A 21668-nucleotide genomic window follows, 5' to 3' on the forward strand; every position below is an offset into this window, starting at 1 on the left:
TGTTAGGCCTGCCGCTAGCGTTCATCCTGAGCCAGGATCAAACTCTTCATCGTAGAATCTTAAATAATATAATATACCACAATCAAAAAGCCTTACCCAAAAAAATCTCAAGGATTATACTTAGTTTAGTTTTTTTCAATCTCGATAATAATCGTTTCCAATTTATTATCTCGCTGTCAATTTCAATATATCAATGAACTTTAAACTCGACTTAAATATTAAGCCTTATTTTGTTAGACGCAGTGGACTTGAACCACCGTAATTACTACTCCTTTCGCCTGTTTAAGAACTTGCTTACCGTTGTAAGCGGCTGCAAATATACACTCTTTTTTTCTTTCCAACCAAAACTTTTTTTAAGTTTTTTTTAAACTTTTTTTTAAGACACTGTTTTGCAGTGTTTTGAAATTAAAAAAAGTTGAGCTTTCTACAAGCTTCTATTTAAAACCTCAATTTTAATTAGAAACTATAAATAATCAATAAAATTGATTTGGATTAAATGAGCATTAACATAGTATTCATTTAAAGAGGACTTACCCTGCTACCAAAAAGAGCGAACGGCAAAGATATATCAACTATTTTTTATGGGCAAGCAATAAGAGAATTAATTTTCCACCGTATTATTATTCCAATGTTCGGTTAAGTCTAAGTAGTCAATTTTAAAGGCTGGAGCTTGTCGTTCGAGTATATTGGATTGAAATGAACGCTCTAACACATCCTCTATAATATAGTCTTCTTTATTAATGAAAGGTTGATATTCTTCTTTCAAGGATATTTCAAAAAGACTTGCCGTTGTATTATACCAAAATGCACGCCAACCAGTACGTAACTCTTTTATAAGTTCAAACGCAGTACGTCCCGTCTGTCTATGTATTAGCTTAACGAGTATCTGCCCTTCTGTATGAGTGAGTTTTTTTAATTTGTCTGAAAACTCTTCCTCTATATACTTTTGAACACGCTTAGTATATTTTCGTTTTTGTCTCTTTTCTGGAAATTCAGATAAGCGTTCGCTCATTGTTATTAACCTTTCTGCTGCCAATTTTGCATAGGGATATACTTTACGGGTTTTCCTGCGGAGTATTAAGTAGCGCCTTCTATCATTTTTTGAATTAAACTTTAATTTATTCAGCAAAACGACTTCTTCCAAATTAATAAACTCTCTAGGGATCGTATCTCCTTTTACTATATAATAGAGTTTTTGAGTGGTATCGGTTTCTTGTTCATTAACAGGTCCTATTACTTGTGCAACGGTTATTTGACCAAGAAACATAAAGAATGTTATAAATATGAAGGGTTGTTTCAGTTTCATTTAATATTCTTTTTGCTGTTTATTAGCGAAAATTGTTCCAAAATTATATATTCTGTAACGTTTGAGTTAGTATTTAATTATTAATTTTGGCTGCGTTAATTAAATAGCAGTAAATATACTCCTTATGGCAAAATCTATTCTGAATAAAAAATCATTATCCTTTTTAAAAAACTACCTAAACAATGCAGCTCCTACTGGTTATGAATGGGATGGGCAAAAAATGTGGATGGAGTATTTAAAACCATACGTTGACGAGTTTATTACAGACACCTACGGAAGTGCGGTAGGAGTTATAAACCCAGAAGCTAAGTATAAGGTAGTTATTGAGGGCCATGCCGATGAAATTTCTTGGTATGTTAATTATATAAGTGATAATGGTCTTTTATATGTAGTTAGAAATGGTGGTAGCGATCACCAAATAGCACCTTCAAAAATTGTGAATATTCACACTAAAGATGGGATTAAAAAAGGTGTATTTGGTTGGCCAGCAATCCATACCCGAAATAAATCGAAAGAAGCGTCCCCTAAACCTGACAATATTTTTATCGATGTAGGCTGCAAAGACAAAGAGGAAGTTGAAAAAATGGGTATTCATGTAGGATGTGTTATCACCTATCCAGATGAATTTCATATTCTTAATGAAGACAAATTTGTTTGCCGAGCATTAGATAACAGAATGGGTGGGTTTATGATTGCTGAAGTAGCACGTCTATTACATGAAAACAAAAAGAAACTTCCTTTCGGACTCTACATTACTAATTCAGTTCAAGAAGAAATAGGTTTACGTGGCGCTCAAATGATTGCCGAACGCATTAAACCTAACGCTGCTATTGTTACTGATGTTACGCACGATACTAGTACTCCAATGATCGAGCAAAAAAAGCAAGGTGATGTTGAAATTGGTAAAGGACCAGTTATTGCCTACGCCCCTGCTGTTCAGCAAAAACTACGAGATATAATTACTAATACTGCTGAAAAGAATAAAATACCTTTCCAAAGAGCTGCCTTATCAAGAGCTACTGGAACCGATACAGATGCATTTGCTTACAGTAATAGTGGTGTCGCCAGTTCATTAATATCCTTACCGCTTCGTTATATGCATACCACCGTTGAAATGGTACATAGAGACGATGTTGAGAATGTAATTAAACTTATCTATGAGTCTCTTTTAAACTTAAAAGACGGTGATACTTTTAGTTATTTTGAATAACATTTAAATCTATCTTCTAAAAAAGTGAGGTAAAGAATAAAAAAAGCCCAAAAATCAGTTTGGGCTTTTTTACTTATGACTATATACTTTAGAAAAGACAAACCTGTTTAAGCTCTTTTTATAAAGTATTGAGAATACTCTATTTCATTTTTAAATTCCCGAAATATTTTTTAGCTTCTTTTATTACTCGAGGTGCTAATAAAATAGTTGCAGTCATTGTAGGAACAGCCATTAAAGCAAAAAAGGTGTCAATTAAATTAATCATCATACTCAATGAGGTAGTAGCACCCATAATAATACTTATTATATAAATGTAATTGTAGTATCCTTTATATTTCGCGCCAAATAAAAATGACATACACTTAGTTCCGTAATACGAATATGAGAACAGTGATGATATACTGAACACGGCAATACAAAGCAATAAAGCATATTTCCCAAAATTAGGTATACCATCAGCAAAAGCAGTTGCAGTTAAACTTACGCCGTTAGCGTCACTACTCTGCCAAACTCCAGTAACCAATATAGTCAATGCGGTTAACGTACAAACAATCAGCGTATCAATAGCCGGACCTAACATAGCTACCAATCCTTCTCGAATAGGTTCGTTTGTCTTAGCTGCGCCATGTGCCATAGGTGCTGTACCAATACCTGCTTCGTTAGAAAAAGCACCTCTTCGGATTCCCAATAACATAAGTCCACCGACAATTCCGCCTAAAAAGGCATCACCTTTGTAAAATGAAGCCGAAAAAGCATCGGTAAAAATAAGTTTGAAATAATATGGTAGTACATCAATATGCACACCTAAAATAATCAGCACCATGATAAAATAGAAGACTACCATAGCAGGTACCAGCTTTGATGCAGTTTTACTTATTCGTGACAGTCCTCCCAATATAACAACTGAAGTGATTCCTACTAACACCAAACCAATAATCAAGTCGCTTGAAAATCCATAATATAATCCTGCAGGTTTCAATAAAACATCATTAATCGCCTGTGTTAATTGGTTTACATTAAAAACTGGTAAAGCTCCTACCAACCCAGCAATACTAAACACTACCGCCAATGGCTTCCAATCCTTGCCTAAACCTTCTACTATAAAATACATAGGACCACCTTGTATTTTACCATCACTATCTTTTCCTCTATACAAAATAGCGAGTGTAGCTGTAAAAAACTTTGTGGACATCCCAATAACAGCACTTACCCACATCCAAAAAACAGCTCCCGGTCCTCCCAGAGCAATAGCTACGGCAACTCCTGCAATATTCCCCATTCCTACTGTTGCAGAAAGAGCTGTGGTCAACGCTTGAAAGTGAGAAATTTCACCACTATCAGTTTCATTATCATACTTTCCTCGTAATACGGCGATGGCATGTCCAAAATACCGAAAAGGTAAAAACCGAATACGTATCAATAAATACAATCCGCCACCTATTAAAAGTATCAGCAATGGAAGTCCCCAAGCAAGGGAAGCAATTTCAGAAATAAAAGAGTCTATTTTTTTCAATAGTTTGAAGATAAAAGGAATACTAATTAAAAATACTTGTGAATTTTTAAAAGTAACATTATTATTGTTTTTTGCTGTTCTTTATGAAAAAAACTCTACTAACCACATTTTTACTAATTTCCAGTTATTTGTTTGCTCAACAAGTAGATGGTGATGATGCTAGATCAAGTTTTGTCATTAGTCCTGAAATTTTACTAGGCATTACAGCAGACGCCAACAGTTATTTTCCAGATCACGGATTACAATCACAAGGTATTCTAAGTTTTGGTTGGGAACATGACAAAAACCCACAAGAATGGGCACAACGCCTTAAAGGCCCTAGAACAGGAATAAGTGTAGGTTATACCGATTTCGGGAATACCAAAAACTTAGGAGGTGCCATTTCCGTACTTCCATTTATTGAGTTTAATATCTTTAGGAGCAAAAGATTAACTTTACTAGTAGGAACAGGAGCTTCATATTTTACAGAAAAATACGATCCTATTACCAACCCGAACAATGAGGCAGTTACAACCGATTTCACCTGGTCGTTCAAATTATTTAGCCATTACAAAATATTTACAACACAAAATATAGATTGGCGCACAGGTATTGGCTATTCCCATCATTCTAACGGACATACACGTTTACCCAATCAAGGCTTCAATTCCTTTTTACTGAGTGTTTCAGCAGATATAAAGAACAGTATAAACCCTACTTTTAATTCTGAAGAAAAGAGCCCTGATTTTTCTACAAGCAGATATAGTTATCTCGCTTTGCGTTCCGGTTATGGCTTACAGGTGTTAGCAAAACCTTTTAATGATAAAAAAGGTGTATATATTGTATCGGCTGAATATGGGAAGGTTTTCAATAATACATATAAGGTGGGTATTGGTGCTTACTACCGTTTTTACAGGCATTATTACGAATATATAACAAATGACGAATCGTTAGTACAAGATGGACGAGAGTTTGATTCTTTTAAAGAACACCCCTCTTGGAGTGCTAGTAATCTAGGTGTTTTTATAAATGGTGAAGTTTTGCTGAATCACTTTGGAGTAAATTTGCAAATAGGTTTTAACATACATAAACCTGCATACAACATAGATTGGCGCATCAATCAAGGTTGGGATGTGGTACCTCGGGAAATACCTGAAAATAGTGCTATTGTTTTGGGCGATTTTGGCACTAAATTTAAACTTAAGAAATTAATCTCTTCACGCTTAGGTTTAAAGTATTACCTCATCGGTACCCGAAAAGCACCTAAACATAATGTCTTTTTCGGTGCGAGTATAAATTCCAACTTAGGGCAGGCAGACTTTACAGAGCTTAGTCTTGGGTATGTACATAGCTTCATTAAAAAAATAAAAAAACCCCTTTCAAATTAATGAAAGAGGTTTTTCACAAAAACTAAATTTTAAAAACTTTATTTAGCTAATATCAATCGGTGTGTTGATGTTCCTTCTTCTGAAGTTACATTAATTATATACACCCCGTTCGCCATTGCATTAAGGTTAAGTTCCGTTGCTCCGAAAGAAGTTGTAAGATTATTTACAATTTTACCAGAACCTAATTCAACTATCGTAATTTGAATAACTGTACCAAAGGTTTCTGGAATTTTTACCGTTGCCATTCCTCTTGAAGGATTCGGGTAAATTACAATTCCATTACCAGATTCAGTTATATCTTCGATAGAAAGCAATATTTCCTGTGCTTCAAAAGCACCGATATCACGAACATCATCAAATACAGCTTGGTCAATTTGATCATTAAACTGATCTACTGGATCTCCTGCGTTATATGCTAGAGAACCTTCCAATAATTGATGTGTATTTGTTAAACCACCGTTATTTTGTAGCGGTCCAACCATAGGATCTACTTCTTCTATATCATTTGTTTGTTCAGGAAATGCACTTTCGTCGTCTGTCCCAATCAAGTTATAATCGTTAGAAACAAAAGTTCCTGAAACATCTTGACCATTCGCTGCGCTGTTTAAAGCAACCAATGTATTTTTAAGCGAAGTATTAGTCATACTACTAATACCGCCTCCATTTGCTAATGCTTCATTCATTGCTATCGTAGCCGCATTGATGTCAAAACTGTTTCCGTTGTTGTGGATTCCACCACCAGAACCGTTTGCTGTATTTCCTGAAATAGTACTTACCATTACAGTTACATCACCGCCATCGGCATTGTGAATACCACCACCAGAACTTGTCGCTCCTGAAGCAATATTATTAGATACTGTAGATGTATTAACTTCTACTATACCTCCATTGTTGAAGATACCAGCTCCACCGTCATCGGCAGCAGTACCAAATGTGCTATTTGAATCGATTGTAGTTGTTTCAACAACCATCATCGTTCCACTTTGGTTCCATAATCCACCACCTTCTTGAGCAGCTTCGTTACCTGTCACAATACTTTCTGAAATAGTAATCAATCCGCTGTTTCCTGTTACGTGCAGACCACCACCGTTACCCGGTGCTGCTGTTCCTGCCGTTCCATTTACATCGTTGTTTGTCATTTCAGAAGTAGTGAATATTAAGTTACCATCAATCAATTCGATAGCTCCACCTGCTCTATTCGCAGCATTAGAGTCTAACGTAGCATCAGTAATGGTTACATCACCAGCTGTACTCAGTAATCCACCACCAGAACCTGAAGCTCCTGTAGCCATATTATTAGTAATCGCTGTACCGTTAACAATGTTCAATGTACCTCCATTGTTGAAGACACCTCCACCACCATTATCGGCATCGGCTCCTTCTGCGGTATTTCCATCGATTGTCATTCCATCGATTGTCATAACTCCTACACTGTTCCAAAGTGCTCCACCTTCAGCAGACGCTGTGTTTCCACTTGCTGTTCCACCTGTAATGTTAGCATCTCCTTCTCCAGTTATATGCAATCCACCACCGTTACCCGGTGCAGATGCAGTACTGTTGTTCATTAAATCAACGTTCATTAATGTCAATACATTTCCAGCAATTGAATTATCTTCAATTGCACCACCGGCTCTCATGGAAATGTTTCCACTTAATTCAGAATCGGTTACGGTAAGTATTCCTTGATTGTTCAAGATTCCACCACCGGATCCAGATGCGCCGTCAACAATGTTATTGCTTACGGTTGCATTCAATACAGACAGTGTTCCACCTTCGTTGAAGATTCCACCACCACCTTGATCGGCATCGGCTCCACTTGCTGTGTTTGCATCAACAGTTGTACCGTCGATTGTCATGATTCCAGCTCCGTTCCAGTACGCTCCACCTTCAGCAGATGCCGTGTTTCCACTAGCTGTTCCACCTGTGATGTTTGAGTCACCAGGACCAGATATGTGCAATCCACCGCCATTACCTGGCGCAGATGCAGTGCTGTTGTTCATTAAATCAACATTCTCAAGTGTCAATACATTTCCAGCAATTGAATTATCTTCAATTGCACCACCGGCTCTCATGGAAATGTTTCCACTTAATTCAGAATCGGTTACAGTAAGTGTTCCTTGATTGTTCAAGATTCCTCCACCTGATCCAGATGCACCGTCAGCAATATTGTTACTTACGGTTGCATTCAGTACGGATAGTGTTCCACCTTCATTGAAGATTCCACCACCACCTTGATCGGCATCAGCTCCGCTAGCTGTATTTGCGTCAACAGTTGTTCCGTCGATTGTCATTGCACCAGCTCCGTTCCAGTACGCTCCACCTTCAGCAGAAGCAGTGTTTCCACTTGCAGTTCCACCTGTAATGTTTGAGTCACCAGGACCAGTTATATGCAATCCACCACCGTTACCCGGTGCAGACGCAGTTGCGTTGTTCATTAAATCAACATTCTCAAGTGTCAATACATTTCCAGCAACTGAATTATCTTCAATCGCTCCACCAGCTCTCATTGAAGTGTTTCCACTTAATTCAGAATCGGTTACGGTTAAAGTACCTTGATTGTTCAAGATTCCACCACCGGATCCAGAGGCTCCGTCAACAATATTATTACTGATTGTTGCATTCAATACAGATAGTGTTCCACCTTCGTTGAAGATTCCACCACCACCTTGATCGGCATCGGCTCCACTGGCTGTGTTTGCGTCAACAGTTGTTCCGTCAACTGTCATTTCTCCAGATCCATTCCAAAGACCACCACCTTCGGCAGTTGCAACGTTTCCGTTTACTGTTCCGTTGGTTATCATAGCGGTACCAGGACCTGTTATATGTAGTCCACCACCATTACCCGGTGCGCTTCCTACTTCATTATTATCTAAATTCACATTAAACAGCGTTATGCTTCCTGCAGTTACTGAAGAATTATCTTCAATACCACCACCAGCTCTGTTTGCTGAGTTGTTTGAAATTATCGTGTTATTAACAGTTACAGATCCACCAGCAACGTTTTGAATTCCACCACCAGAACCTGCAGTTCCATCGGCAAAATTGTTTGTAATTTCTGAAGAATTCTGTACCATCAATGTTCCGCCATTGTTAAAGATTCCTCCTCCACCTTGGTCAGGATCGTTACCACTTGCAGTATTACTGTCTATAATTGTGTTATCTACTTCCATAGTACTTCCGGCTTGGTTCCAAAGACCACCACCTTCAGCAGCAGCATCGTTAAAGGAAACCGTACCTCCAAACATGGAAACATTTGCGACACCACTTACGTGTAATCCACCACCGTTTCCTGGGTTTGGTGCTCCAGAAGAACCATTTACTCCGTTAGAGTTTAATGACGTATTTGCCATAGAAAGCATTCCATCGATAATTTCAACTCCACCACCAGCGCGGTTAGCAGAATTGTTATCAATACTTCCTCCTATAACTGTAACATCACCATCAGTTGTCAATACACCTCCACCAGAACCTGAAGTTCCTGTAGCTGTATTACTTTGAACTGTAGAATTTACAATTCCTAAGTTACCTCCATTATTGAAGATTCCTCCTCCACCGTTATCGGCATCGTTACCAGCTGCGGTATTTATATTTACCATCGCATCGGTAACAGTCATTGTAGCTCCGGCTTGATTCCAAAGTCCACCACCTTCACTAGCAGCTTCGTTTGCTGAAACCGTTCCACCTGTTATTGAAATTGTTGCAGCGCCACTTACGTGCATTCCTCCCCCGTTACCCGGATTTGGTGTGCCTGCAGTTCCATTCACGTCATTTATACTAAGAGCTGTATTATTCAATGTTACTGAACCTTCAATAACTTCAATACCACCACCAGCACGATTCGCGCTATTTTGTGAAATCACAGCATCAGTCACAGTTACTGAACCTCCAGTACTGAAAATTCCACCGCCAGAACCTGACGTTCCATTTGCCAAGTTGTTAGTGATATTGGTTCCAGCCAATACATCTAATGTACCTCCATTATTGAAGATTCCACCACCACCATCATCGGCAGCAGCTCCACTAGCTATATTGTTTGTAATTGGTGTTCCGTCAACAGTCATCATTCCTAATCCATTCCATAAACCACCACCTTCTAGTGCAGCAATATTACCATCGACTGTTCCTCCGTTTATTCTAGCATCAGCAGATCCACTTATGTGCAATCCACCTCCATTACCTGGCGCGGCTGTTGCGGGAGCAACTCCTGCGTTATTAGTATCCAACGTAACATTGGTAAACATTAATGATCCATCAATTAATTCAATACCACCACCAGCTCTATTTGCTTGGTTATCGGTTATAATTACTTCGGTAAGTTCTACTTCTCCAGCAGTACTAAATATTCCACCACCAGAACCTGATGTTCCATCAGCAATGTTATTAGTTATTATTGTACCTGCTAAAACATCCAAAGAACCTCCATTATTAAATACTCCACCACCACCGTTGGTAGCGTCATTTCCGGAAGCAACGTTATTTGTAATTGGAGTTGCATCAATAGTCATCGTTCCAGATCCATTCCAAAGGCCACCACCTTCGGAAGCAGCTACATTATTGTTAACCGTTCCACCTGAAATATTAGAGTTGGCTGCACCTGAAATGTGTAAGCCTCCCCCATTCCCGGGAGCAGCAACTGCAGGAGACATTCCTGCGTTGTTATTATTTAATGTTGAATTGGTAAGCATCAATGAACCGTCAATTAATTCAATACCACCACCAGCTCTGTTTGCTCTATTTTCAGTAATTATAACTCCATCAAGCATTACATCTCCATTTGTACTGAAAAGACCACCACCAGAACCTGAGGCTCCATCAGCGATATTTCGAGTAATTACAGTTCCGCTTGCTACATTAAGTGTACCTCCATTATTGAAGATTCCACCACCACCATTGTCGGCAGCAGCACCCGAAGCTATATTTTGATCTATAAAAGTATCACCATAAAAGGTTCCACCTTCTATATTCATTGTACCTCCATTGTTCCAAAGTCCACCACCTTCTGAAGCAGCTTCATTTAAGAATACTATTCCACTTAAAGTTACTATTGCGGAATTACCTGTTACGTGCAATCCACCCCCGTTTCCTGGGTTTGCAGTTCCTCCGGTAAGGTTACCAGTAACATAATTCTGAATAATTGAAATATCGATAAGGTTAGCTGTACCGTCAATAATTTCAATAGCTCCACCTGCTCTATTCGCTCCATTTGAGTTTAGGAAAATAGTATTGGTGTTAAGCGTTCCTCCAGTACTTAAAATAGCTCCACCAGAACCTGATGTCCCTGTAGCTACATTACTGAATATATCGGCAAAGGAATCAATATTCATTGTTCCTCCATTATTAAATAAAGCTCCACCACCTTGATCAGGATCATTACCAGTAGCTTCATTATTATTCATCTGTGTATCAAAACCGGTTATTGTCATCGTTCCGGGTCCATTCCAAAGACCTCCACCTTCTACTGCTGTATTGTTTTGAATTAAACAGTTGGTGAATGTAGAATCTCCTGCTCCACTAATATGGAAAGCTCCTCCGTTTCCAGGGGCTGTTGCTCCTGTAGCGGTATTGTTATTGAACGTTACATTGTTGAACTCAAACAAGTCTCCTGCATTTGATCGTACTTCAATACCACCACCAGCTCTAACAGCTGTGTTTCCAGATATTGTAAGGCCATCTACATTTAATGATCCCATATTGGTTAAGATTCCGCCACCAGAACCTGCTGTTCCAGTTGCTGAATTACCATCTATAGCTGAAGTACCATTTACAATCAATGTTCCCATTTCATTATAAATACCACCACCTCCTTGTTCGGAAAGGTCACCTGTGGCTTCATTATTAGAAACTTCTGTATCTGTTACGGTCATCGTTCCTGAACCATTCCAAAGACCACCACCTTCTACAGCTGTGTTATTTTGAATTGTACTATTAGTGAAAGTCACATCACCAGGTCCGCTTATGTGAAGACCTCCACCATTTCCTGGTGCCGGTGTTGCTATAAAGTTACCATCTAAAGTTACTCCTGAAAAAGTATATGTTTCTCCTCCAGCCGATGCAATTTCAATTGCACCACCTGCACGGTTTGCTGTATTTCCAGTAAACGTTACATCGTCAACTGTGAATGTTCCCGGTGTGGCATTTAAAATTGCTCCACCGGAACCTGAAGGTCCATCTGCAATATTGTTACTTAATACATTTCCTGGTTGCACTTCTAAAGCACCTCCATTATTATATATAGCTCCACCACCTTCACCGCTAGCGATATTATCGTTAAAATTTGGTGTAGGTGAATTTGTTACCGTCATTGTACTTCCAGCTTGGTTCCAAAGACCTCCACCTTGGTTTCCAGCAATATTAGCTTGAATATTACCTCCGTTTATAATAACGGTCGCTACATTAGATACGTGAATACCTCCACCATTACCAGGTGCAGCTACTGCCGGCGCAACTCCTGCATTATTCTGGTTTAATGATACATCGGTAAGTGTAAGTGATCCATCAATTATTTCGATACCACCACCTGCGCGGTTGGCTCTATTTAAGTTTACTGCTGTTCCAGGATCTATAATTTCAACCGTTCCAGCTGTACTAAAAACACCACCACCAGAACCTGAGGCTCCAGAAGCTATATTATTTGTTATTGTTGTTTGGGCATTCACTAAAAGTGTTCCACCATTATTGAAGATCCCTCCACCACCGTCATCGGCAGCAGCTCCTTGTGCTTCATTAGCATCTACTGTACAGTTAGATACTGTCATGGTTCCTAAACCATTCCATAAAGCTCCTCCTTCTAGAGCAGCTACGTTATTTATGAAGGTTGAACTAGATATTGTAGCATCTGCACTCCCTGTAATATGCAAAGATCCTCCGTTTCCGGGAGGACCTACAGCTGTATTTCCGTCGAAGTTTGAATCTGTAATTGTAATAAGATCAGGAGAATTTACTTCAATAGCTCCACCTGCACGGTTTGCGGTATTGTTTGTAAACTCAGAATTTATTACAGTTAATGTTCCACTTGTATCTTGACCAATAGCACCTCCACTACTTGAAGCTGCATTAATTGCAGTATTTCCGTCGAAAAAACTTCCTGAAACCGTAAGGTTAGAATCAGTTGATCCTATTGCTCCTCCTCCGTTAGCGGCATTTGTTACATTATTATTGAATTCAGAATCTATAACGTTTGCGTTTACAACATTTTGAATTCCTATTGCAGCACCAGGAGCTGTAGCCGTTGCATTTTGGAATGTAATTCCATCAATAGTCAAATCAGTAATATTAGTAGCTCCTAAAAGTTGAGCAGTACCATTACCTGTACCATCTAAAACAGTATTCCCAATCCCTGTACCTGTAATGGTAAGGTCGTCGTTAATTACTATTTGCCCTGAAGTAAGGTTTACCGTGTAGTCTGCGTCGAAAATGATCTCATCAGGACCAGCCGCTGCATTAGCATCGATAACAGCCTGACGTAAAGAGCCTGGTCCAGCATCGTTGCTGTTCATAACAACAAATTGTCCATAAGACAATGATGTCATTAACAAAATAGAAACCAATAAAAAATAGTTTCGAGTAGTTGTTCTTTCCATAAAGTGTTTTTTTGATTAATTAGACTTTTGTTCCTGTAGACCAGGAACATTTACACTTTATCTACGAAGAAATTAAAATTTCGGTTTGTTAAGGAAATATTAAAATTTAAAAAATGATAAACTTAAAAGCGTTTTTACTCTTTAATTTTTATTAATAACCTTATAAAACTTAACTTTTATATGTTTTAAAGGTTATTGTTTAAGATAACCTAAAACATTATTTTTAATTCTATTTTGAATATTTGAAACATCGGCTTTTTCAAAAGTTTCACCCGTTATATTTTCATATAATTCAATATAGCGTTCGGAAACTGTTTGGATGTACTCTTCATTCATTTCAGGAACTTGCTGGCCTTCTAGCCCTTGAAAACCATTTTCAATTAACCATTGTCTTACAAATTCTTTAGACAATTGTTTTTGTGGTTTGTTAGCGTTTTGACGTTCTTGATATCCGTCTGCGTAAAAGTATCTGGAAGAGTCTGGGGTATGGATTTCATCTATAAGAACAATTTTTCCATCTTTCGTTTTTCCGAATTCATATTTAGTATCTACTAAAATCAATCCGCGTTTGGCTGCAATTTCAGTTCCTCTTTGAAAAAGTTTTCTAGTATAATCTTCTAACTGTAGATACTCTTCTTCTGAAATAATATTGCGTTTTAAAATTTCTTCTCTAGAAATATCTTCGTCGTGATCACCTGCCTCAGCTTTGGTAGCTGGAGTTATAATTGGTTTAGGGAATTTATCATTCTCCTTCATCCCTTCAGGCATAGAAACACCGCAAAGCATTCGTTTACCAGCTTTGTATTCACGAGCTGCGTGGCCACTTAAATACCCTCTAATAACCATTTCAATTTTGTAAGGTTCGCAAGCTTCACCTAATGCAACATTAGGGTCAGGGGTTGCGGTTAACCAATTGGGAACAATATCTTCCGTGTCGCGCATCATTTTAGTAGCAATCTGATTTAATATCTGTCCTTTATATGGAATGCCCTTCGGCATTACAACATCGAAAGCACTCAACCTATCGGTTGCAATCATCACTAACGTGTCATTCTCTAAGGTATAGACTTCACGTACTTTACCATGATAAACGTTTTTTTGACCGGGAAAATTAAAATTAGTAGAAGTTAGGGTGTTCATTATAATAGATTCTTTATTCCGTAAATAATTAATTAGTCAACGTTTTCAATTGACTTATAAGCCGCGATTACTTTTTTAACAAGTCTGTGTCGTATTACATCTTTATCATCTAAATGAATAACACCAACACCTTTAACATCTTTTAAAACCAATAAGGCTTCTTTTAATCCTGAGATAACCCTTCTTGGTAAATCTATTTGTCCGGGATCACCGGTAATCATAAACTTAGCACTTTTCCCCATTCGGGTAAGGAACATTTTCATTTGCGCATGCGTGGTGTTTTGCGCTTCATCTAGAATAACAAAAGCGTTGTCTAGTGTTCGCCCTCGCATAAAGGCCATAGGTGCAATTTGAATAACACCTTTTTCTATATGTGATTCTAGTTTTTCATGCGGAATCATATCGCGTAGCGCATCATACAACGGTTGCATATACGGATCGAGTTTTTCCTTTAAATCTCCGGGTAGAAACCCTAAGTTCTCTCCTGCTTCCACAGCGGGTCGGGTTAGTATGATACGTTTTACCTGCTTTTCTTTTAAGGCCTTTACAGCTAAAGCAACGCCCGTATAGGTTTTTCCAGTTCCGGCAGGGCCTACAGCAAACACCATATCGTTTTTACCCATCAATTCTACCAATTTACGCTGATTGGCCGTTTGGGCTTTTATTAACTTTCCACTAACGCCATGAACTAAAACTTCACCAGCACTTACTGGAGTTTCATAATCATCCTTACTTTCACTTTGTAGTACACGTTCAATTACATTTTCGTCTATTTTATTGTATTTACCAAAATGCTCTAACAACATGGTCATCCTTTTGTCAAATTCTTCGAGAACTTCCTCATCGCCATACGCTTTAATTTTACTTCCGCGGGCAACAATTTTAAGTTTCGGAAAAAACTTTTTAAGCAGATCAATATTTGCATTTTGAAGCCCAAAAAATTCGCGTGGACTTACTTCGGTCAATTCAATTATAAGTTCGTTCAAAAGCAGAATGTTTATAAGATTTTATACTAAGTGTAAATATAGTTTTTCCTATAACAAAAGTACCTTATTTTTGTAGTACTTGTTTTAACAAAATATCAACAATCGACAATGCCCATCATTACCCTTACTACTGATTTTGGAGAGAAAGATCACTTTGCAGGAGCAGTAAAAGGTGCTATTTATAGTGAATTACCCGATGTTAGAATTGTTGATATCTCACATTCAATCTCCCCATTTCATATTACGGAAGCTGCTTATATAATTCAAAACGCATATCGTAGTTTCCCTAAAGACACTATACATTTAATAGGAATAGATTCAGAATTAAACCCTGAAAATAAACATATAGCCGTTTATTTAGACGGTCATTATTTTATTTGTGCCAATAATGGAATTATTTCTATGTTAGCTTCAGAAATAAAACCTGAAAAAATCGTTGAAATTAATATTCACGACCGTATAGAAACCAATTTCCCTGTTTTAGATGTCTTTGTAAAAGTTGCTTGCCATATCGCTCGTGGAGGAACATTGGATGTTATTGGCAAGTCAATTGCTGAAATAAAAGAAATTAGAGGCCTTCAACCCGTTGTAAACAGTGAAAACAACCAAATTGTAGGAAACGTGATTTATATTGATAACTACGGAAATGTAGTAAGTAACATTACAAGATCCTTTTTTGAAGAAGTGGGCAAAGGGCGTAAATATACTATTCAAGCTCGACGAGCAACCTTTTCAACGATTTATTCACATTACAGTGAAGCAATAAACTTTGAACTTCCAGCGGATAAAAGAGAGGAGGATGGTAAAAAATTAGCCCTTTGGAATTCATCTAAGTATTTAGAGCTAGCAATTTATAAAAGCAACCCAAGTACTGTAGGAAGTGCCTCTACCCTATTTGGATTAGAATATTGGGACACTATATCTATAAATTTTAATTGAAAAATAATAAAAGTTATATGTTCACTAGAAATGTAAAAATGGTACTTCGGCTCTGTTCAGCAACCTTATTACAAGAAAGTTTTCTCAAATTAAATAAAAGCCTGTCATGTTCACAAGAATTGTAAAAATGGAGTTTAAGGAAGAGGAAATACCTGCTTTTCTTGCTAATTTTGAAACCATAAAAGATAAAATAAGAACCTTTCCCGGTTGTGAGTTTTTAGAGTTGTATCGGGATAAACATAATGAAACAATCTTTTTCACCTACAGCCGTTGGAAGAAAGAAGAAGATTTAGAAGCCTATCGCCACAGCGATTTATTTAAAGGAGTTTGGGCAGAAACAAAACCAAAATTTAAAGCAAAAGCCGCAGCTTGGAGTGTGGATACGTTGTATAGTTTGAATTAACATTGTGCCTTCGGTACATCCCTCCTTACGTCGTGACACTCAGCCACCGGTAAAAACTAATTTATAACGAACAATATAAGGAGGCTGAGTGATTCCGAAAGTAAAGCGCTTCGGAATAGTATCGAAGCCCCGACAATGAAAAGAAATTAAAATGACTGCATTAATAAAACGTGAGATAACTGCTTTCTTTGCCAGCCCGATTGGGTATTTGGTTATTGGAATATTTCTGTTAATTAACGGTTTGTTCCTTTGGGTTTTTACTGGCGATTATAATATACTCGATGCTGGTTTTGCCGATTTATCATCCTTCTTTCAATTAGCACCTTGGGTACTCTTATTTCTTATTCCCGCGGTAACGATGCGGAGTTTTAGCGATGAGATAAAAATGGGCACGTTAGAATTATTACTGACGAAGCCTATTTCATTAAAAAACATTGTATTAGGCAAATATTTTGGAGCTGTCATTCTTATTGTTATAGCGCTGCTACCAACTTTACTCTATATTATTACAATTTCACAATTAGGAAATCCAGCCGGTAATTGGGATGTAGGCAGTACGTTAGGTTCCTACATTGGTTTGCTCTTTTTAGTACTCGCTTACACGGCAATTGGCGTGTTCTCTTCTACGCTATCACAAAACCAGATTGTAGCGTTTATTATTTCAGTTTTTTTATGTTTTGTACTGTATTATGGCTTTGAAGGTATTACCAATTTAGGCATTGATTTTCCAATTGAAACATTAGGAATGAAAGCTCATTTTGACAGTGTGGCTCGTGGTGTACTCGATACAAGAGATATTATTTATTTTTTAAGTATTTCGGCCCTTTTTATATCATTTACAATATTAAAGTTAAAGAAACGTAATTGATATGAACAAAAAAACCATTCAATATATCGTTGTAGCGTTACTTGCATTTATCATTGTAAATGTAGTTTCGTCGTATGTTTATAAACGTTTCGACCTTACTCAAGATAAACGATACACGCTTTCTGAAGCTGCAAAAGAAACCATCGCAACTGCAAAATCGCCTATTGTAATTGATGTTTTTTTAAAAGGTAATTTCCCTGCAGAATTCAACCGACTGCAAGCTGAAAGTAAACAGTTATTAGAAGAATTTTCTGCTTATAACCCAAATATTAAGTTTGAATTCATCAATCCATTAGAAGTTGATGATCCACAGTCTTTGCAACAAGAATTTGCCAAGCGAGAGATGATGGGAGCACAAGTGGAAGTACGCGAAAACGGAAAAGTAAGTACCGAAACTGTTTTCCCTTGGGCGTTGGCATATTACAATGAAAAAAGTGTTGCCATCCCATTGCTGAAAAACCAACTAGGAACCACTACGCAAGAACGGGTAAACAACTCCATACAAAACCTAGAGTATGCTTTTGCTGATGGTTTTAACAAATTGGTTAACCCCAAAAAACGAAAGGTTGCCATCTTAAAAGGTAATAAAGAATTAGGAGATCGGTATGTGGCAGATTTTTTATCCACATTGAAAGATTATTATTTTTTAGCCCCATTTACGTTAGATTCAGCTGCTATTTCTCCAAACAAAACTTTACAAGCGTTAACAGAGTTTGATCTCATTATTGCTGCAAAACCTACTGAAGCTTTTTCCGATTCTGAAAAATATATTTTAGACCAATACACCATGAACGGTGGCCGTTCTTTATGGCTTATTGATGCAACTGAAAATAAAATAGATAGTGTAAGCGGAAAAACCTTTGCCTTTGGAAAAGATCTTGGTCTAAACGATTTTTTCTTTAAATACGGTTTACGCATAAACCCCAATTTGGTTAAAGATGTGTACTCCGCTCCTATTGTCTTAGCGCAAGGAAGCGAACGGGAATCACAATACAATCGCTATCCTTGGTTTTTTAATCCGTTGAGCAGTAGCGCTAACAACCATCCCATTGTTACTAATATTGAAGCAGTAAAATTTGACTATGCCAGCACAATTGATACGCTTCCAAACCAGATAAACAAAACCGTTTTACTCTCCACTTCACCCATAACCGAAGTGATTGGCGTTCCCTACGAAATAAACCTCGACATTGAAATACCCGAAAATTTAAAAACAGTAAACCAAGGCCCAGATCCTTCGCAATACAACGCAGGTGAAAAACCGTTGGCTGTTTTATTAGAAGGCAAATTCCCTTCTGCATTTACCAATAGGATAAAACCGTTTCAATATTCAGAAAACAGTAAAACCTCTGTACCAACTAAAATGGTGGTGATAAGTGACGGTGATCTTATAAAAAACCAATTAGACGGTAACCGCCCGTTAGAATTAGGGTTCGATAAATTTACCCAAACATTCTACGGAAATAAGGAGTTTTTACTGAATACCGTAAATTACCTACTTGACGATAGCGGACTTATAAACATTCGTAGTAAGGAAATTGCCGTTCCCTTTCTTGATCCACAAAAAACAGCGGAGCAACGCACGCAATGGCAACTTGTTAACATCTTGTTACCGTTGGGGTTACTAGCTGTATTCGGAATTCTCTTTCAATATTTCAGAAAACGTCGCTATACCCGTTAACTGTTAATAAATTAGTTTTCAAAACCGTCGCATTTCAGATATATTTGTATGTATGCTGAATACAGTTCAGCTGAAATTGAAAATCAACTATTTCCACAAAATATAGAGAATGAAATTCATCGTATCGAGTTCGTATTTACTGAAACAATTACAAGTGCTTGGAGGCATTATTAACAACAATAATACGCTTCCTATTTTAGATAATTTTTTGTTTAACCTAGATGGGAGTTCGCTTATCGTTTCAGCATCCGACCTAGAAACTACAGTTTCTTCAAAACTGGAAGTAGAAAGTAGTGAACAGGGTACGGTTTGCATTCCTGCACGTTTGTTATTAGACACCTTAAAAACATTCCCTGAGCAGCCGTTAACCTTTACAGTTGAAGAAAATAACACGGTAGAGATAAGCAGTAACCACGGTAAATATGCCTTGGCGTATGCTGACGGCGAAGAGTTTCCTAATGCAGTGGAATTAAACGACCCATCTTCTACAATTTTACAAGGTGACGTGTTGGCAACTGCTATTAATAAAACATTTTTTGCAACCGGTAACGATGACCTTCGTCCAGTAATGAGCGGAGTATTTTTTCAATTTTCTTCGGAAGGATTAACCTTTGTAGCAACCGATGCCCACAAGCTAGTAAAATATACTCGTGAGGACTTAAAAGCAACGGAGAATGCTGAATTCATTATGCCTAAAAAGCCATTGAATTTACTAAAAAGCATCTTGGCTGGCAGTGAAGAAGAAGTGACTATTGAATATAATGAAAGCAATGCGAAGTTTACTTTTGAAAACACCGAAATGGTGTGTCGCCTAATTGATGGAAAATACCCTAATTACGAAGCGGTAATCCCGAAGGAAAATCCGAATAAACTAAGTATTGATCGCAATCAGTTTTTAAACTCGGTACGTCGTGTATCTATCTTTTCAAACAAGACAACACATCAAATTCGTTTAAAAATTGCAGGGTCTGAATTAAATATTTCTGCTGAAGATGTTGATTACAGTAACAAAGCGGAAGAACGTTTAACCTGTGATTATCAGGGCGATGACATGCAAATAGGGTTTAACTCTCGTTTTCTAACCGAAATGCTTAACAACCTCACCAGTGATGATGTTTCATTAGAAATGTCGTTACCCAACCGAGCTGGGATTTTAACGCCAGTAGATGGGCTTGATGAAGGTGAACAAGTTACCATGCTTGTCATGCCGGTTATGCTAAATAACTAGAAAAACTTATAAGCCAACTATTTTAAAATCCGTCTACCAAGGCGGATTTTTACTTTAACTATCTTTTTAATAAACAGTTAAATAAATTTTAAACTATTCTATTTTAAAGTCTTGTTTAAAAGTTTCATAGTATTTTAAGGGTAAAAGAAAATTACTATGAAAAAACTTACTTTAATCACCCTTGTTTTTAGTTTCGCATTTTTTTCTTGTAAACAGCAATTTGCAGATAAGAAAGCAAAATCTGATCCCGATTTAACTGAGCATGAATACACGGCCGATACAGTTCAAACCGCTGTTGGCGATTTAATTTTACCTGCTCCATACGCTACAAAATCTACCGCCAAGGTTTATAATATGGTAGATTGGCCGGAAAACGAAAAACCCAAAGCTCCTGAAGGCTTTACTGTCACTAAATTTGCAGATGGCTTTGACAATCCTCGTTGGACATACATTGCACCTAATGAAGATGTTTTTGTGGTAGAATCAAATACCAAAAGCAGTGCCGATAAAGTTACATTGCTCCGTGATACAAACAAAGACGGTAAGTTTGAAGTACGAGAAACTTTTTTAGAAAACTTAAATCAACCTTTTGGTATGCTCGTAATTGGTGATGCTTTTTATGTAGCAAATACCGACGGTCTCTATAAATACCCATATACAGAAGGTCAAACTAACCTAAAAGATACTGAAGGAACCAAGATTGTTTCACTACCAGCTGGAGGTTATAATAACCACTGGACACGGAATATTATTACTAATGACGCAAAAGACAAAATTTATATCTCTGTAGGATCAGCTAGTAATGTTGGTGAACACGGAATGAAAGAAGAAATTAGACGTGCTAACATTCTAGAAGTGAATTTAGATGGTAGCGGCGAAGTTATCTACGCAAGTGGATTACGAAACCCCGTTGGGATGGACTGGAACCCAGTTACAGGTGATCTTTGGACAGCAGTTAACGAACGTGATAAGTTAGGTGATAACCTAGTTCCCGATTATATAACTAGCGTGCAAAAAGGTGGTTTCTATGGATGGCCGTATTCCTATTTTGGGCAAATTGAAGACCCTAGAATGAAAGGAAAAGCAGACTCTTTGGTTGCAAAAGCAATTGTCCCAGATGTTTCCGTAGGGCCTCATACAGCCTCACTAGGATTTACTTTTTATACGGATGATCAATTTCCAGAGAAGTATAAAAACGGTGCTTTTATTGGACAACACGGTTCTTGGAATCGTTCAAAATTCTCTGGTTATAAAGTAACATTTGTTCCTTTTTCAGATGGTAAACCAACTGGAGGGCAACAAGATTTCTTATCTGGTTTTATTGCTAATGAAGAAGAAGGAAACGTCTATGGACGTCCAGTTGGTGTTACGGTAACGCCCAATGGAGCTTTATTAGTAAACGACGATACCGGAAATACAATCTGGAAAGTAAGTTACGATCAATAAC

Annotated in this window: 13 protein-coding genes; 8 read left to right on the top strand and 5 right to left on the bottom strand. The window is 37.6% G+C overall.

The features are described 5' to 3' along the window. Window positions 1–601 precede the first annotated feature (601 nt). A complete protein-coding gene (locus AACZ92_RS13405; RefSeq protein ID WP_339702267.1) occupies window positions 602–1267 on the bottom strand; it encodes a DUF4294 domain-containing protein in 666 nt (221 codons plus the stop codon). 163 nt (window positions 1268–1430) lie between these two features. Here AACZ92_RS13405 and AACZ92_RS13410 point away from each other — a divergent pair, with 163 nt between their 5' ends. After that, window positions 1431–2516 carry a M42 family metallopeptidase gene (locus tag AACZ92_RS13410; RefSeq protein ID WP_339702231.1) on the top strand — a complete coding sequence of 362 codons (1086 nt, stop codon included), beginning with the start codon at window positions 1431–1433 and terminating at the stop codon, window positions 2514–2516. 139 nt (window positions 2517–2655) lie between these two features. On the opposite strand, the gene AACZ92_RS13415 is transcribed toward AACZ92_RS13410, so the two are convergent. Beyond that, window positions 2656–4029 carry an alanine/glycine:cation symporter family protein gene (locus tag AACZ92_RS13415; RefSeq protein ID WP_339702233.1) on the bottom strand — a complete coding sequence of 458 codons (1374 nt, stop codon included), beginning with the start codon at window positions 4027–4029 and terminating at the stop codon, window positions 2656–2658. Between the two features lie 83 nt (window positions 4030–4112). Here AACZ92_RS13415 and AACZ92_RS13420 point away from each other — a divergent pair, with 83 nt between their 5' ends. Further along, window positions 4113–5396 (top strand): acyloxyacyl hydrolase, encoded by a 1284-nt coding sequence (locus AACZ92_RS13420; RefSeq protein ID WP_339702235.1) that lies wholly within the window; start codon window positions 4113–4115, stop codon window positions 5394–5396. Between the two features lie 38 nt (window positions 5397–5434). Here the strand turns inward: AACZ92_RS13420 and AACZ92_RS13425 are convergent, their stop codons facing one another. From AACZ92_RS13425 to AACZ92_RS13435, 3 genes are all read right to left on the bottom strand, one after another. Further along, a complete protein-coding gene (locus AACZ92_RS13425) occupies window positions 5435–12976 on the bottom strand; it encodes a right-handed parallel beta-helix repeat-containing protein (protein WP_339702237.1) in 7542 nt (2513 codons plus the stop codon). Between the two features lie 192 nt (window positions 12977–13168). Next, on the bottom strand, window positions 13169–14116 hold the full coding sequence (locus tag AACZ92_RS13430) for a phosphoribosylaminoimidazolesuccinocarboxamide synthase (RefSeq protein ID WP_339702239.1): 948 nt from the start codon (window positions 14114–14116) through the stop codon (window positions 13169–13171). 32 nt (window positions 14117–14148) lie between these two features. Continuing rightward, window positions 14149–15102: a PhoH family protein gene (locus AACZ92_RS13435; protein WP_339702241.1), complete on the bottom strand. Its 954-nt coding sequence runs from the start codon at window positions 15100–15102 to the stop codon at window positions 14149–14151. A 108-nt stretch (window positions 15103–15210) separates the two neighbouring features. Here AACZ92_RS13435 and AACZ92_RS13440 point away from each other — a divergent pair, with 108 nt between their 5' ends. The 6 genes from AACZ92_RS13440 to AACZ92_RS13465 all read left to right on the top strand — a co-directional run bounded on the left by AACZ92_RS13440 (window position 15211) and on the right by AACZ92_RS13465 (window position 21667). Continuing rightward, on the top strand, window positions 15211–16041 hold the full coding sequence (locus AACZ92_RS13440; protein WP_339702243.1) for an SAM-dependent chlorinase/fluorinase: 831 nt from the start codon (window positions 15211–15213) through the stop codon (window positions 16039–16041). A 106-nt stretch (window positions 16042–16147) separates the two neighbouring features. Next, window positions 16148–16444, top strand: coding sequence for an antibiotic biosynthesis monooxygenase family protein (locus AACZ92_RS13445; protein WP_339702245.1), 297 nt, complete (start codon window positions 16148–16150; stop codon window positions 16442–16444). A gap of 151 nt (window positions 16445–16595) precedes the next feature. Continuing rightward, a complete protein-coding gene (gldF, locus tag AACZ92_RS13450; protein ID WP_339702247.1) occupies window positions 16596–17312 on the top strand; it encodes a gliding motility-associated ABC transporter permease subunit GldF in 717 nt (238 codons plus the stop codon). 1 nt (window position 17313) lies between these two features. After that, window positions 17314–18993 carry a gliding motility-associated ABC transporter substrate-binding protein GldG gene (gene gldG, locus AACZ92_RS13455; protein ID WP_339702249.1) on the top strand — a complete coding sequence of 560 codons (1680 nt, stop codon included), beginning with the start codon at window positions 17314–17316 and terminating at the stop codon, window positions 18991–18993. Between the two features lie 109 nt (window positions 18994–19102). After that, window positions 19103–20221 (top strand): DNA polymerase III subunit beta, encoded by a 1119-nt coding sequence (gene dnaN / locus AACZ92_RS13460; protein WP_339702251.1) that lies wholly within the window; start codon window positions 19103–19105, stop codon window positions 20219–20221. 156 nt (window positions 20222–20377) lie between these two features. Further along, window positions 20378–21667, top strand: coding sequence for a sorbosone dehydrogenase family protein (locus tag AACZ92_RS13465; protein ID WP_339702253.1), 1290 nt, complete (start codon window positions 20378–20380; stop codon window positions 21665–21667). Window position 21668: the final 1 nt, after the last annotated feature.

The sequence above is a fragment of the uncultured Marixanthomonas sp. genome, from assembly GCF_963974425.1.
GTDB lineage: Bacteria > Bacteroidota > Bacteroidia > Flavobacteriales > Flavobacteriaceae > Marixanthomonas.